This is a genomic window from Palleronia rufa (assembly GCF_000743715.1).
GTDB classification, from domain to species: Bacteria; Pseudomonadota; Alphaproteobacteria; order Rhodobacterales; family Rhodobacteraceae; genus Palleronia; species Palleronia rufa.
On record NZ_JQEY01000003.1, the window covers coordinates 328,244 to 341,228 of the forward strand.

Here is a 12,985-nt window from a genome sequence, read left to right on the forward strand (position 1 = left end):
TTCAGTCTTACCCGACCCGCACGGGATTGTCTTCGGCGAATTGGCGCGCGCCCCACTGACACGCTGAATCTCTCCATCTTTTCAGTCTGATCCCGCCCCGGAGGGGGGTGCCGCCAGCGCGCGTGCGCAAATGCGGCACGCTACAGGCCGCCGGTCCCTCGCCATGGTTCGCCATAGCGCGCCGCCGTCATCGGCAGCGCCATCCACTGACGAACCGGAGGTCATCCATGGCGAACCGCCGCAATGCGGACCTGCCGCCGCGCCTTCTGCGCACACAGGAAGCCGCACGCTTCCTCGGCATTTCGATCCGCACCCTTGAAAAGCACCGCACCTACGGAACCGGCCCGCTCTATCGAAAGATCGGCGGCCGTGTCCTCTATACCCTGCGCGATCTGGAAGCTTGGAGCGCCATCGGCACGCGCAAATCCACCAGCGACACAAGTGCCGGCACCGTCTTCGCCGCGCGCCCGCTCACCCCCGAAGAGCGGGACGAGTGCTGAATGTTGCGCGACGACGATGACAGCCCCGCGCAGCCGACCGACACCAGCGAGCGCAGCCGCCTCGACCCCTTTGTGGTCGCGACCGGCGACGCCGCGCCGCGCGACCAGCGCGACCTGATGGAACGGCCGTTCTTCTCGCTGGCGAAGCGGCCCCGCACAAAACCGATCCTCTATCAAACCGCCGATGTCGAGGTGCAGGTGTTCGCCATGCCCGAGCACGGCATGGCGACAATCTGGGATGCCGATGTGCTGATCTGGGCCGCAAGCCAGATCGTCGCGGCCGAGAATGACGGTTTCACCACGTCGCGCTTCTTTCGTTTCATGCCCTACCAGCTCCTGCGCGCCGTGGGGCGGGCCACCGGCAACCGGGATTACCTGTTGCTCAAGGCCGCGCTCGCCCGCCTGCAATCGACCGTCATCGCGACGACGATCCGTAACGGGAAGCATTGGCGGCGACGGCAATTCTCATGGATCAACGAGTGGGAGGAAATGACGACGCGCGCCGGCCGCGTCGAGGGCATGGAGTTCGTCCTGCCCGAATGGTTCTACAACAGCGTCATCGACCGTTCGCTGGTGCTGACCATCGACCCGGCCTATTTCCGGCTGACCGGCGGCATCGAGCGCTGGCTCTATCGCGTCGCCCGCAAACACGCAGGGCGCCAGCCCGAGGGCTGGGCTTTCGAGATCGCCCACCTTCACCAGAAATCCGGCAGTTCGGCGCGGCAGTCCGATTTCGCGCTCGACCTGCGCCGCCTCGCAGTTCGTCAGTCGCTGCCCGGTTACAGCCTCCAGATCGAGTGGGAAGACGGGCGTGAACTGCTGCGCTTTGTCCCCGAAAATCTATCCACAGTGCCTGTGGGAAACCATGTGAATCCCATCGGGACATTAGGCGCACGGACTATCGGGACATTAGGCGCAAATCGCACGCCGTACTCTATAGAAGAATCTAACAATAAAACTAACTCTTCTTCTTTGACGCGCGCGCACGCGACCCATGGTGCCGGTGCCGCGCGGCGCGGTGCGCCATGATCGTGGCGTTCCTCAATCAGAAGGGCGGCGTCGGCAAGACCACGCTGGCGCTGCATCTCGCCGGGGCCTGGGCGGCTGAAGGACGGCGCGTCATCCTGATCGACGCCGACCCGCAAGGCTCCGCGCTCGACTGGTCTGAGCGGCGCAGCCATGAGGGGCTGCCGAGGTCGTTTAGCACCATCGGCCTGGCCCGTGACACGCTGCACCGGGAAGCCCCGGAGCTGGCCCGCGACGCCGACATGATCGTCATCGACGGGCCGCCGCGTGTCGCCGGCCTCATGCGCTCCGCGCTGCTCGCCGCCGACCTCGTGCTGATCCCGGTGCAGCCATCCCCCTTTGATGGCTGGGCGTCGGCCGAGATGCTGACGCTTCTGAATGAAGCCCGCATCTACCGGCCCGAACTAGCCGCCCGTTTCGTCCTCAACCGTTGCGGCGCGCGCACGATCATCGCCCGCGAGACGGCCGAGACGCTGGCCGATCACGATCCGCCCTTGCTCACCGCCACCATCGGCCAGCGCGTGGTCTTTGCTGACGCCGCGCAGTCCGGCCGGCTTGCATCCGAGATCGACGTCGACAGCCCCGCCGCCCGCGAGATCGCGGCGCTGGCCGTCGAGATAGATCGGCTGCCCATCGGGAGAACCTTGCCATGACCGGGCGCATCCGCAAGCCCGGTTTCGCATCCCGGCCGGGCAATCCCGAAAGCTGGATCAGGGCGGGCGAAACGCCACCGAACGGCAAAGCCGCCGGCGAAGCGTTCACCGCCCGCCTGACCATCGACATCACGCCCGAGCTGCGCGGCCGCATCAAGGTCGCAGCCTTCCGGCGTGGGATCACCGTCACCGACATGCTGCGCGACCTGCTGGCGCGCGAATTTCCATCCTCCGAGGGAGATCAACCATGACCGGCAATGCGGCGCACCGCTTGCACGGCCGTCCGCTGCCGGACGAACCCGCGCCTTTCACCACCTTGGTCGAACTGACCTTCCAGAAACGCAAGATCGAGCACTGGATACGCTTCGGCCGCAAGAGCTACGAACAGATACTCGACCGCCGCCGCAGCATCGTCGGCTTCGCGCCCGGCAGCATCTTCGCCTTCGTGCGATGGGCGTCCGGCGCACATGGCACGATCGTTTCCCGCATCGACATCCTGCGTGCCATCGGCCGCGGCGAGCCGTTCCAGACGCTGCCCTTCGTCCGTCCCGGCGGCGACATCCTGTTGCGTCTCGATAGCTGGGCGAAGGTGCAGCGCGCATTGCAGGCCATCGACGCCGTGGAAGCGCTCGGCCTCGATCCTGCCGACATATCCCCGGAGCACTGGCGGCACGTCCACAATCGTCTGACTGCCGGTCTGGAGCCGCACGCCTATACGCCGGAGCGACACGCCGCCTGGCTCGGTCGCCAGAGGATCGACCCATGACGCGCCGCCGTATCCTCACGGTAACGGCGTTGGCCGTCACGGGCATCGCAGCCGCCAGCGTCGCCGATTGGCCTGCGAAACTGATCTGGAACGCGACCGCCAGCGCGCCCATCGGCTTCTACACGGTCAGGCCGGCCGACGCGCTCGACGTGCCGGAGCTGGTAGCCGTCATGCCGCCCGAACCGCTGGAGCGATTCATGGTCGAACGCGGCTATGTCGGGCGCGGCGTGCCGCTCCTGAAGCGCGTCCTCGGACTGCCGGGACAGCGGGTCTGCCGTTTGCGATCCGCGATCACGGTGGACGGGATCGAGATGGGCGAAGCGCTCGACCGCGACCGGATCGGCCGCGATCTACCCGTCTGGCAGGGCTGCCGCGTCATCGCCTCCAGCGAAATCTTCCTCATGAATTGGGAGGTCCGCGACAGCCTGGACGGCCGCTATTTCGGACCCATCCCAGCAAGTTCTGTCATCGGCCGAGCGGTCCCGCTCTGGACCGATGAGGAAGGCGACGGCCGCTACGAATGGCGCGCGCCGACCCAATGACCGCTTCCCCATCGGCGGGAGCGGTGCCCGCCGATGGTTTTCCCAACCTCACCGCCAAGGAGACTGTCATGCCCCAGATTGGTGAATTTGCGCGCGACGAGGCCGGCTTCATCGGACACTTCGGGACGCTCTTGCTGCATCAGGACATCATCATCGTCGCGGCTGAGTCGTCCGACGCGGAGAACGCACCGGATTATCGCGTTCACCTGTTCGACGGCATGAGCAACGAAACCGGCCCGGAGATCGGCGCGGCCTGGAAACGCACCGGCGAGAAGGCCGGCGAATATCTTTCCGTGCTGCTGGACGATCCCACGTTCCCGCATCCGATCCGCGCCAACCTGTTCCGCGACGACGACGCGGGCGCGTCGTGGTCGCTGCACTGGAGCCGCCCGAAACCGCGCGACGAGCGGGACTAAGGCCATGCAAACCCGCGTCATTCCCGCACTCAAGACCCTCATCCCGTTGTTCGCGGAAAGGCCGTCTCATCCCGTCGTCCCGCTCGGGCGCAAGACGGCCGGCGCGCGCAGCGCAGGTCAGGGGCGGCCATCGGCCGGCGCTTGCGCCTTGCCCTTGACCGCAGCGAGCACGCCGGCAGGCTGGGCTCAAAGCGGAGACAGGGCTGTATGGCGCTATGCCGTTCTGATAATGACCGCCATGCTGTCACTCGGCGCGGGATCGGCAATGGCCGTTGCGCAATCGACGCCGATGGTCCGGCCCGCCGCCGTCGATCCCAACGCCGCCCACATTGCCGAAGCGGCGCGGCGCTTCGGCATCCCCGAGCACTGGATTGTCGCCGTGCTGCGCGCCGAAAGCGCGGGCGACGTGCGCGCGGTGTCATCGGCCGGCGCGATGGGGTTGATGCAGGTCATGCCCGACACCTGGGCGGGCCTGCGCATCCGTCATCGGCTCGGCCGCGATCCCTACGACCCGCGCGATAACATCCTCGCAGGCACGGCCTATCTGCGCGAGATGTTCGACCGCTACGGCAATGTCGCGGCGATGCTGGCAGCCTACAATGCCGGTCCCGGTCGCTACGACGAATACCTTGCGACCGGCCGCGCATTGCCACCGGAGACCCGCGCCTATGTCGCCGCGCTAGCGCCGATCCTCGGCGGCGAGGCTTCTCCCGATGCAGCGCCGCCACCGCCCGACTGGCGCGAAGCCCCGCTCTTCGTCACGCGCCCGGCCGACGCGCGGACTGCCGCCGCGCCGCCATCCGGGGCGCAATCCGGCGACGGCCGCGCAACCATTCCGGTGCGCGATCCTGCCGATGCGGAGCCGGAAACCGGCAGCATTTTCGTGGCCCGCGCCGACGACGAGGGAACGCCATGAGGACGGCGATCCGGCGCACGGCGCGACCCGTTCCGGTGTCCAGTCAGGCAGGTTTGCGCCTGGCTGGAATCCCGGTGGGAAGGACGGAAAGGGCGATAAGAAGGGAGGGCAAGATTGAAGGAACCGGCACCATGTCGGGCCGGTTTCCGAAATTGTTGTTGTCTGCACACTGGTTAGGCCGCCGTTTCCGGCACCATGATCTTGAGCGGCGGAGTGCCGCGATTCCGTGCAACGCCCTGGCCTTGCAGGCTTTTGTTCGGCACCATGGCCGCCGATTGCCCGATTTTCCGCGATTTCGGCCGGAGGCGCATCCATGAGCGCCGATGACGAAAACCGCTTCCGGCCAAGGCCCGGCCGCATCCGCTCGGACACCCCACGCGCGGGCAAGACCAAGAGCTTCCTCACGCAGGCGAAGAAGATCGCCCGGCAGCAGCGCCGCACCTCGCCCCGAGGCGGTTTCGGAACGGCGGCGTTCACATCCGCAACCCCGGCCGGTTCGCATACGGTCCTGTCGAGCGGCAAGGGCGTGAAGCGCGGGCGCGGCGCGGTCTTCGTCCGCACCCGCAATCTCGGCGGCGGCTGGCATCATCGGCAGCCGGGCGCGCGTCGCGTCATGGTTCAGCAGCGCTACATCCTTCACCCTGGAAAGGGCCGGAAGGCGCACTCCCATCTGCGCTATATCCAGCGCGACGGCACCTCGCGCGACGGCGAGCGCGGCCAGCTTTATTCGCGCACCGAGGACCGCGCGGATGGCGACGCCTTCCTGGAACGCGGCCAGGATGACCGCCACCAGTTCCGGTTCATCGTCTCGCCCGAGGACGGCGCGGAGCTGTCGGACCTTACGGCCTATACCCGCGACCTCATGGGCCGGATGGAAGCCGACCTCGGCACCCAGCTCGATTGGGTGGCGATCAATCACTACAACACCGGCCATCCCCATGTGCATGTCATCGTCCGGGGCAAGGACGATCTGGGGCAGGATCTGGTCATCAACGGCGACTACATCGTTCATGGTGTCCGCGAACGGGCCAGCGAGTTGGCGACGCTGGAACTCGGTCCCGTTCGGGAGATCGAGCAGACCCGCAAGCTCACCGCCGAGATCGACCAGGATCGTTTTACCCGCATCGACAGGGCCATGGTCGAGGAAGCCGACCGACGGTTCCTCGACCTGCGCCACGAACCGGGGGAGCCAAAGCGGCAGTTCGAGCACACGCTTCGCCTGCGCCGGCTGTCCAAGCTGGGGCGGATGGGCCTCGCCACCGAACACGCGCCCGGCGTCTGGGAATTGAACGAGCGGCTTGAATCGACCCTGCGCGAGTTGGGCGAACGCGGGGACATCATCCGCACCATGCAAAGATCGCTCGCCGCCGATGGGCTTGAGCGCGATCCCATGACCTTCCGCATCCATGAGGGCGCACCCGCTGCACCCGTCACCGGCCGCGTCCTCGACAAATATCTCGCCAACGAGCTGGGCGACAATCTCACCGTCGTCGTGGACGGGATCGACGGACGGATGCACCACATCGCCAACATCGACCCCATGCAGTTGGAGGATGCCCGGATCGGCAGCGTCATCGAGATCGGTCGCACCGAGGCGACGGCCCGGCCGTCCGACCGCACCATTGCGACAATCGCCGAGGGCGGCATCTATCGCCCGAGCCGTCATTTGGAGCAGGCGAAGTTCGAGGGACATGTTCCGGGCGGAGACTATGAAGGCTATGTCGATGCCCATGTGCGCCGACTTGAGGCGCTACGCCGCACCCGGATCGTCGAGCGGATCGACGCTGACCAATGGCGCATCCCCCCCGACTTCGAGAACCGCGCCGCCGCCTATGACGCCGGTCGCGACAGACAGGCCAGCGTTCGCGTCCTTTCTCCCGTGAATCTGGACAGGCAGATCGGATCGGACGGCGCGTCCTGGCTGGACCGGCGACTGATCCATGGCGAGACGGCCGATCTTGCACCGACCGGTTTCGGCCAGCAGGTGCGCGAGGCCATCGACCGCCGCCGCGAGCATCATGTCGAACAGGGCGATGCTACCCGCGCACGCGACGGCCGCGTGCTCTATCGGCGCAACCTTCTCGCCATTCTGCGCGAGCGGGAGGTTTCCCGCGTCGGCGTGGAGATGGCTGAAAGAAAGGCGCTGCCGTTCCGCGCCACCACGGACGGCGAGAACGTCAGCGGCAAATTCACCGGAACCGTGCAGCTATCCAGCGGCAAGTTCGCCATCGTCGAGAAGGCGCACGAGTTCACGCTTGTCCCTTGGCGGCCGGTCATCGACCGCCAGCTCGGTCGCGAAGTTATGGGCGTCGTGCAGGGCGGATCGGTGTCGTGGCAATTGGGGCGACAGAGGGGTCTCGGATTGTGACGGGATCAAACTCCAACGAGAACGTCGCACACGTAGTGGCGGTTCGGGAATAACACAGCGCTCCTTTGTTCGATGCGAGGAAAATTGTTTTGACCGGAGCGCTCACGGCAATCCGAAGTTCAACGACTTATCGGCAGCCAGGGCAACAGCGGAGAGATGGTCCGGCGAAGCGGCGCCTGCCCCGCGACTATGGTCGCTTCGATACCGTCGAGATTCACGATGATGGACCAGGAAGCGTCACCTGGGATGCTCTCAACGGAACTGTTCCAGGGTGGGGCACCATGGGCGTTGTTGGCCTTATCGCCTTCGCTGCAATGCCGCTTGCCTTGCTCTCCTCTACGCCTAACGGGAAGGAAAATGCGAACATGCGCTCTGTCTGGATCTGCTCGGGCAACGATGTGATTGCCAATCTCGCTGTATGGCGGCCGGGTTCGGCTTTTTCGGCACCGGAACGGGATGGCTCGACATCATCATGGCGACACTGGCGCAGCAAAGAGCGGCACGATCGTCCGACGGGCTATGTCCGCGTTCCGGAATGAGCGTCGAGCCAATCCACTATCCAGCTCGAAATGAAGCTTCCTGTGGTTCTGAAGGGCGCCCGATCCGAAGAATGGAGGCACAGTAATTCTCTCAATCCGTTTCAGTTCGCTCTTTCTGTCATCGATTTGATCCACTTTTCATATGTGGTCTGGCTGTCCAGTTACAGATTTGTGGGCAGTTTCGTTGCTCTCAACGCATCGCTCTATCTCACGAACAGTATCTCGAGCGGTGCGTGCCGAACCGACAAGAGTTGCCGAGGCAAATCCGGTCCAGTCTCCATAACCCAGAAGCCAGAGACGCGGTTCATCGATCGAACGCGTTCCAGTCACCGCGATCTTGCCATCGGTTTGCTTGATGCCCAGGCCATCGAGATGATCCAGAGCGGGATGAAAGCCCGTGCACCAGATAACCGCGTCGACGGCGGTCGTTGTTCCGTCCTCCCAGACAACGCGGTCTTCCGTAAAGCGGACAGGAGGGCGCACGCTCCGAAGGATGCCGCGATCCCTGGCTTCGAGCACCGAAGGGACCATTACGATATCTCCCAGATCGGATAGAGGAGCACCGCCCTGAGGGCTCCCTTCACCGTAACGCGCGGAAGCCCGGTCGAACAAAACCCGTCCGTCCACATCGTCTGGCAGGAATTTCGGGGGGTGGAGCGTCGCCCAGATCGTACCGGCAACCCTCGAAAGTTCCGCGTAGATCTGGGCACCGGAGTTTCCACCGCCGATGATCAGGATACTTTTGCCCGTCAGTCCTTCTGGCGAAACGTATTCGGCAGAATGCAGCTGTTGCCCACGGAAGGTTTCAGCCCCGTCATAGTGCGGAATGTACGGCTTACTCCACGTGCCGGTCGCGCTGATCACCGCCTTTGCGAGCCACGTACCGTTGTCGGTTTGAACGCGCAGCGCGTTGGGCTGTTTCTCGATATTTTGCACGCGAACCGGTCTTTCGATCGGCAGTCGATAGCGGTTTTCGTAATCTTCCAGATAGTTGAGCACTTCGATGCGTGTTGGAAACCCATCACCTTTCGAAGGTGGCATTTGCCGTCCCGGCAGAGAACTGTACTCAGCGGGAGAGAAAAGCCGCAACGAATTCCAGCCTCGCTGCCAGGCGCCACCGGGATTACGCTGCGCATCGAGAATAACAAAATCGAGATCGCTTTTGCGAAGATAGTAGCTGGCGGACAGGCCAGCCTGACCGCCGCCAATGACAACGACGTCAACCACCAATTCGTTTGTATCGTTCATGTGTTCGGCCCCACTCATGGATTGACAGGCGATTGCAGACCGGCGCTTTCCCCGTCGCCGACTCACGGCAACAGAAAAGGCCCGGTTGGCGATCGGAGGTTTCAGCTCAAATCAGACGGAAACGTCGGTGTCGGGAGAGATTGGAACCATGCTCCGGGCGGCAGCCCTGGCATACGTCGTCAGTTTCGAGCCAAGCACCGTCTTTCCGGGTCGGTTTCCGATTTTTGCCTGTCCTTCATGCATCTGCGAAAATCGATCACGTGGCCTGCTGCCGGTTTCGTGGACACGAAGATAAGATCGTGACCATGGAACTGGAGATTGGATATGACGAGACGGAAGTTCAGCCGCGAGTTCAAAATCGAGGCGGTGAAGCTGGTGACCGAGCGGGGCGTGACGGTGGCCCAGGCGTGCCGAGATCTGGACCTGGCGGAGAGTGTTCTGCGGCGGTGGATGCGTGAAGCGACGGTGGCGTCTGCCASTGCCTTCCCCGGCAATGGCCAGCAGCGCGCCGAGCTGGCCGAGATCGCGGCCCTGAAGAAAGAGGTCGCCAAGCTCAGGGCGGAGCGTGACATCCTAAAAAAGGCCGCGGCCTTCTTCGCGCGGGAAGCGACATGACGTTCGCGTTCGTTGCGAAGCACCGGCATATCTGGCCCGTCAGCTGGATGTGCGCGGTGCTGGGCGTCTCTCGGTCTGGCTTCCACGCCTGGCTCAAGCGACCGATCAGCGCCCGGGCGATCTACGATGCGAAGCTCGTCTTGGAGATCGACAAGAGCTTCAAGGCCAGCGACCGCACCTATGGCGCACGTCGGGTCTGGCGCGACGTGCTCGAGGAAGGGTTGGCCTGCGGGCTGCACCGGATCGAGCGCCTCATGCGGCAGAACGCTATGAGAGCGCGACCAAAGCGGCGCGGGAATCCGAAGGATGATGGCGAACGCTCGGTCATCGCCGGCAACATCCTCGACCGCGACTTCCAAGCCGACCGGCCGAACCAGAAATGGCTGGCCGACTTCACCTACATCTGGACCGCAGAGGGCTGGCTYTAYGTCTCGGTCGTGCTSGACCTCTTCTCCCGGCGCGTCGTCGGCTGGTCSATGAAGGCGGACYGGGAYGCCWCRCTGGTCATGGATGCCCTGATGATGGCGGTTTGGCGGCGCGGCAAGGCCGACGCTCTGCTCCACCATTCCAACCAGGGATCGCAATATACCAGCGAGCAGTTCCAACGCCTGCTGCTCGACAACGGCATCATCTGCTCCATGAGCCGGGCGGGCAATGTCTGGGACACCTCGGCGATGGAGAGCTTCTTCTCGTCGCTGAAGACCGAGCGCACGGCCCGCAAGGTCTACCGGACCCGCGACGCGGCACGCGCCGACGTGTTCGACTACATTGAGTGCTTCTACAATCCGAGACGACGTCATTCCAAGCTGGGCTATCTCAGCCCCATGGCGTTCGAGGACCGCGCTATGCAAACCTAACCCGGTGTCCACGAAACCGGCAGCAGGCCAAACCTGGGAAAATTCTCGTAGTGTCGCCGGCAGGCAGAACGAGGAAGATCGATGAAGAAATCGAGGTTCAGCGAACAGCAGATTGCGTTCATTCTGAAGCAGGCTGATGACGGGCTCAGCGTTGAAGATGTCTGTCGGAAGGCCGGAATTTCGCAACAGACCTATTACAGGTGGCGTAAGAAGTACGGTGGGCTGATGCCGTCGGAAGCGCGGCGACTGAAGCTGCCCGAGGAGGAGAACGGACGTCTGAAGCGGATGGTCGCGGACCTCTCGCTCGACAAAGCCATGCTGCAGGATGTGCTGCCAAAAAGGGTGTAGCGCCTGCGAAGGCCCGGCGATTGGTCGACTATGTTCGGGGCGTGTTCCAGGTCTCGATCCGGCGAGGCTGCACGGTGCTGGGCTTGCAGAAGTCGACCTACGTCTACAAGGCGCGGCGGCCATCGCAGGCGGCACTGAGAAAACGGATCCGGGAGATTGCCGAGACGCGTGTGCGCTATTGCTATCGTCGGATCCACATCCTGTTGAGACGGGAAGGCTGGGAAGTGAATGCCAAGCGCGTCTACCGGCTATATCTCGAGGAAGGCTTGCAGATTCGAAACAAGCGACCAAAGAAGTTTGCGGCCAAGCTTAGGGAGGACCGCAAACCGCCGGTCGCGCCGAATGAGATCTGGGCGATGGATTTTTAATCCGATCAGATCTTCGACGGGACAAGGATCAGGGCGTTGTTGCAGAACTCTAGCCGTAAAGGATTCACATCGGGAATTCATGCGCTTAGACGAGCAGCATGAGCAAGCCCAAGCCCGCCCGCTACCGCACGACGAACTGGTCCACCTACAACGATGCGCTCAGGAAGCGCGGGTCGCTGCTGATCTGGCTGGACAAGGAGATGACCTGGCACGCGCCGCATGAGGGACGCCCGGGGCGCCCCCCGGTCTTTTCGAATGCCGCGATACAGTTCTGCCTATCGATCAAGGTTCTGTTCAAGTTGCCGCTCAGACAGACTGCCGGGATGGTCGCCAGTCTGCTGCGACTCGCGGGGCTGGACTGGCCCGTTCCGGACTACTCGACCCTGTGCCGTAGGCAGAAGACCTTGAAGGTTCAGATCCCCTATCGCCGTGCTGGCGGGCCACTGAACCTGCTGGTTGATAGCACCGGCATCAAGTTCCTCGGCGATGGCGAGTGGCAGGCCCGGAAGCATGGCATTCAGGGTCGCCGCCAATGGCGCAAGGTGCATCTGGCGATGGACACCGCCACCTCGGATATCCTGGCCGTCGAGTTCACCCACAGCCGGGAAGGCGACAGCCCCGTCCTGCCGGACCTGTTGGGCCAGATCCCCGAAGACGAAGACATCGGCACCGTGACCGCGGACGGCGCCTACGACACCCGCCGCTGCCACGGCGCCGTCATCGCACGCGGTGGCACGGCAATCATACCCATCCGAAGGAACGGTCGGGCTTGGAAGGAGGACTGTCCGGCTGCCAAGGCACGCAACGAAACCCTGCGCGCCACGCGTCACTACGGTCGGGCGTTTTGGAAGCGGTGGACCGGATACCACGCCCGAAGCCGCGTGGAGGCCAAGATGCGATGCCTGAAGGCCTTCGGCGAGCGCATCGCCGCGAGAGACCCAGACCGCCAGACCGCCGAAATCCACATCCGTGTCGCCCTTATCAATCGCTTCAACGCGCTCGGCACCGCCGAGGTGGTCCGCGTGGCCTGAACCCGAACGGGAAAGGGACACTCACGCCTCAGGCGGCCTTTCTGCAACAAAACCGTGGCGATGCCCGGTCGATCCGTCAATCCCCATGATTGGGTCGGGGAGGGTGGAATCTTCGCGCTGTCTTCGCGGTATGAAGGCTTTCCCAACGTCTTGTCGGAAGCGCTGGCGCATGGATTCGCGATCGCCACGACACGCTGCGACTGGGGCCCCGAAGACCTTATAGAACAAGGCCGATCGGGGCTGATGGTCCCGGTGGACGATGCGCGCGCGATGGCCGCCACCCTGGAACGCCTTTGGGGCGATGAGGTGCTGCGCCTTCGTCTGGCACAAGAAGGGGTGAACCGGGCCGAACTCTTTTGCCAGAACGCTGTCCTGTCCCGGTGGGAGGACGTTGTGCGCGACGTTCTGGATGGTCGGCACACACATGAGGATCCAGTGATAGCCACGGGCTGACCGGAGAGAGGCGCCGGCGGATGAGGACGCCGAGCTCAGGCGCCTGCTGGCCGATGCCACGCTGGACAACGTTGCTCCGAACGACCCTCCGGGAAAGAGCTGACGATGCGCCATTGCGCCATCGGTCCGGGCGACGATGGCGAACGGCCAGGCGGCGAGAGGCAGTTGGGGGCGCTGCCGGATCMCAAGATCTCGCAACGCCGGGCCTGCCAGCCTGTCGGTGTCGACCCCAGAACAGTCCGGCGCCCACGTCCGCTGACCTGCCACGGGATTTTTCCTTCATGAGGAAACGATCGAGATACTCAGAAGAACAGATCGGGATTCCGACCGAACATGAGG

Annotated in this window: 16 protein-coding genes; 15 read left to right on the forward strand and 1 reads right to left on the reverse strand. The window is 64.1% G+C overall.

Annotation, left to right across the window (positions count from 1 at the left end):
* The first annotated feature begins 227 nt into the window (after nt 1–227).
* The 10 genes from KW83_RS07365 (at nt 228) to KW83_RS20500 (ending at nt 7,726) form a co-directional block, all read left to right on the forward strand.
* Nucleotides 228–500, forward strand: a complete 273-nt coding sequence (locus tag KW83_RS07365) for a helix-turn-helix transcriptional regulator (RefSeq protein ID WP_036176815.1) — start codon at nt 228–230, stop codon at nt 498–500.
* The gene (locus KW83_RS07370) at nt 501–1,529 is read left to right on the forward strand and encodes a replication initiator protein A (protein ID WP_036176818.1); all 1,029 of its coding nucleotides are present in this window, start codon (nt 501–503) and stop codon (nt 1,527–1,529) included. It abuts the gene before it with no gap.
* A complete protein-coding gene (gene parA / locus KW83_RS07375; protein WP_036176821.1) occupies nt 1,526–2,179 on the forward strand; it encodes a ParA family partition ATPase in 654 nt (217 codons plus the stop codon). Before KW83_RS07370 ends, parA begins: the two co-directional genes overlap by 4 nt.
* Nucleotides 2,176–2,430 carry a hypothetical protein gene (locus KW83_RS07380; RefSeq protein WP_036176824.1) on the forward strand — a complete coding sequence of 85 codons (255 nt, stop codon included), beginning with the start codon at nt 2,176–2,178 and terminating at the stop codon, nt 2,428–2,430. Before parA ends, KW83_RS07380 begins: the two co-directional genes overlap by 4 nt.
* Nucleotides 2,427–2,945, forward strand: coding sequence for a DUF2840 domain-containing protein (locus KW83_RS07385; protein ID WP_036176827.1), 519 nt, complete (start codon nt 2,427–2,429; stop codon nt 2,943–2,945). The genes KW83_RS07380 and KW83_RS07385 overlap by 4 nt, the downstream gene beginning before the upstream one ends.
* On the forward strand, nt 2,942–3,487 hold the full coding sequence (locus KW83_RS07390; protein ID WP_036176830.1) for a S26 family signal peptidase: 546 nt from the start codon (nt 2,942–2,944) through the stop codon (nt 3,485–3,487). The genes KW83_RS07385 and KW83_RS07390 overlap by 4 nt, the downstream gene beginning before the upstream one ends.
* Nucleotides 3,466–3,903, forward strand: a complete 438-nt coding sequence (locus KW83_RS07395) for a DUF736 domain-containing protein (RefSeq protein ID WP_425466425.1) — start codon at nt 3,466–3,468, stop codon at nt 3,901–3,903. Before KW83_RS07390 ends, KW83_RS07395 begins: the two co-directional genes overlap by 22 nt.
* Nucleotides 3,904–3,907: 4 nt before the next feature.
* Nucleotides 3,908–4,819: a lytic transglycosylase domain-containing protein gene (locus KW83_RS07400; protein WP_036176836.1), complete on the forward strand. Its 912-nt coding sequence runs from the start codon at nt 3,908–3,910 to the stop codon at nt 4,817–4,819.
* Between the two features lie 1,135 nt (nt 4,820–5,954).
* Complete coding sequence (locus tag KW83_RS19745) at nt 5,955–7,187, forward strand: DUF3363 domain-containing protein (RefSeq protein ID WP_081815013.1); 1,233 nt, start codon at nt 5,955–5,957, stop codon at nt 7,185–7,187.
* Nucleotides 7,188–7,276: 89 nt separating this feature from the next.
* The gene (locus tag KW83_RS20500) at nt 7,277–7,726 is read left to right on the forward strand and encodes a hypothetical protein (RefSeq protein WP_146617194.1); all 450 of its coding nucleotides are present in this window, start codon (nt 7,277–7,279) and stop codon (nt 7,724–7,726) included.
* Nucleotides 7,727–7,864: 138 nt separating this feature from the next.
* On the opposite strand, the gene KW83_RS19750 is transcribed toward KW83_RS20500, so the two are convergent.
* Entirely contained in the window at nt 7,865–8,974 is a 1,110-nt protein-coding gene (locus tag KW83_RS19750; RefSeq protein ID WP_034827223.1) for an ArsO family NAD(P)H-dependent flavin-containing monooxygenase, read from the reverse strand.
* Between the two features lie 324 nt (nt 8,975–9,298).
* Between KW83_RS19750 and KW83_RS07415 the strand changes: the two genes are divergently transcribed.
* The 5 genes from KW83_RS07415 (at nt 9,299) to KW83_RS07435 (ending at nt 12,646) form a co-directional block, all read left to right on the forward strand.
* Nucleotides 9,299–10,446 (forward strand): IS3 family transposase gene (locus KW83_RS07415; protein ID WP_152563509.1). Its coding sequence is split into 2 segments (ribosomal slippage): nt 9,299–9,548 and nt 9,548–10,446, totalling 1,149 coding nucleotides; the frame shifts between segments, so codons are not numbered across the junction.
* An 81-nt stretch (nt 10,447–10,527) separates the two neighbouring features.
* Nucleotides 10,528–10,794, forward strand: coding sequence for a transposase (locus KW83_RS07420; protein WP_036176845.1), 267 nt, complete (start codon nt 10,528–10,530; stop codon nt 10,792–10,794).
* A gap of 20 nt (nt 10,795–10,814) precedes the next feature.
* Nucleotides 10,815–11,162, forward strand: coding sequence for an IS3 family transposase (locus KW83_RS07425; RefSeq protein WP_051928343.1), 348 nt, complete (start codon nt 10,815–10,817; stop codon nt 11,160–11,162).
* 98 nt (nt 11,163–11,260) lie between these two features.
* Nucleotides 11,261–12,193 (forward strand): IS5 family transposase, encoded by a 933-nt coding sequence (locus KW83_RS07430; protein ID WP_036173704.1) that lies wholly within the window; start codon nt 11,261–11,263, stop codon nt 12,191–12,193.
* A gap of 54 nt (nt 12,194–12,247) precedes the next feature.
* Nucleotides 12,248–12,646: a glycosyltransferase gene (locus tag KW83_RS07435; RefSeq protein ID WP_268745535.1), complete on the forward strand. Its 399-nt coding sequence runs from the start codon at nt 12,248–12,250 to the stop codon at nt 12,644–12,646.
* Nucleotides 12,647–12,985: the final 339 nt, after the last annotated feature.

Coding starts and splice junctions, on each gene's coding strand:
- KW83_RS07365 (WP_036176815.1), top strand. CDS start 228: ATGGCGAACCGCCGCAATGCGGACCTGCCGCCGCGCCTTCTGCGCACA.
- KW83_RS07370 (WP_036176818.1), top strand. CDS start 501: ATGTTGCGCGACGACGATGACAGCCCCGCGCAGCCGACCGACACCAGC.
- parA (WP_036176821.1), top strand. CDS start 1,526: ATGATCGTGGCGTTCCTCAATCAGAAGGGCGGCGTCGGCAAGACCACG.
- KW83_RS07380 (WP_036176824.1), top strand. CDS start 2,176: ATGACCGGGCGCATCCGCAAGCCCGGTTTCGCATCCCGGCCGGGCAAT.
- KW83_RS07385 (WP_036176827.1), top strand. CDS start 2,427: ATGACCGGCAATGCGGCGCACCGCTTGCACGGCCGTCCGCTGCCGGAC.
- KW83_RS07390 (WP_036176830.1), top strand. CDS start 2,942: ATGACGCGCCGCCGTATCCTCACGGTAACGGCGTTGGCCGTCACGGGC.
- KW83_RS07395 (WP_425466425.1), top strand. CDS start 3,466: ATGGCGCGCGCCGACCCAATGACCGCTTCCCCATCGGCGGGAGCGGTG.
- KW83_RS07400 (WP_036176836.1), top strand. CDS start 3,908: ATGCAAACCCGCGTCATTCCCGCACTCAAGACCCTCATCCCGTTGTTC.
- KW83_RS19745 (WP_081815013.1), top strand. CDS start 5,955: ATGGTCGAGGAAGCCGACCGACGGTTCCTCGACCTGCGCCACGAACCG.
- KW83_RS19750 (WP_034827223.1), bottom strand. CDS start 8,974: ATGAACGATACAAACGAATTGGTGGTTGACGTCGTTGTCATTGGCGGC.
- KW83_RS07420 (WP_036176845.1), top strand. CDS start 10,528: ATGAAGAAATCGAGGTTCAGCGAACAGCAGATTGCGTTCATTCTGAAG.
- KW83_RS07430 (WP_036173704.1), top strand. CDS start 11,261: ATGAGCAAGCCCAAGCCCGCCCGCTACCGCACGACGAACTGGTCCACC.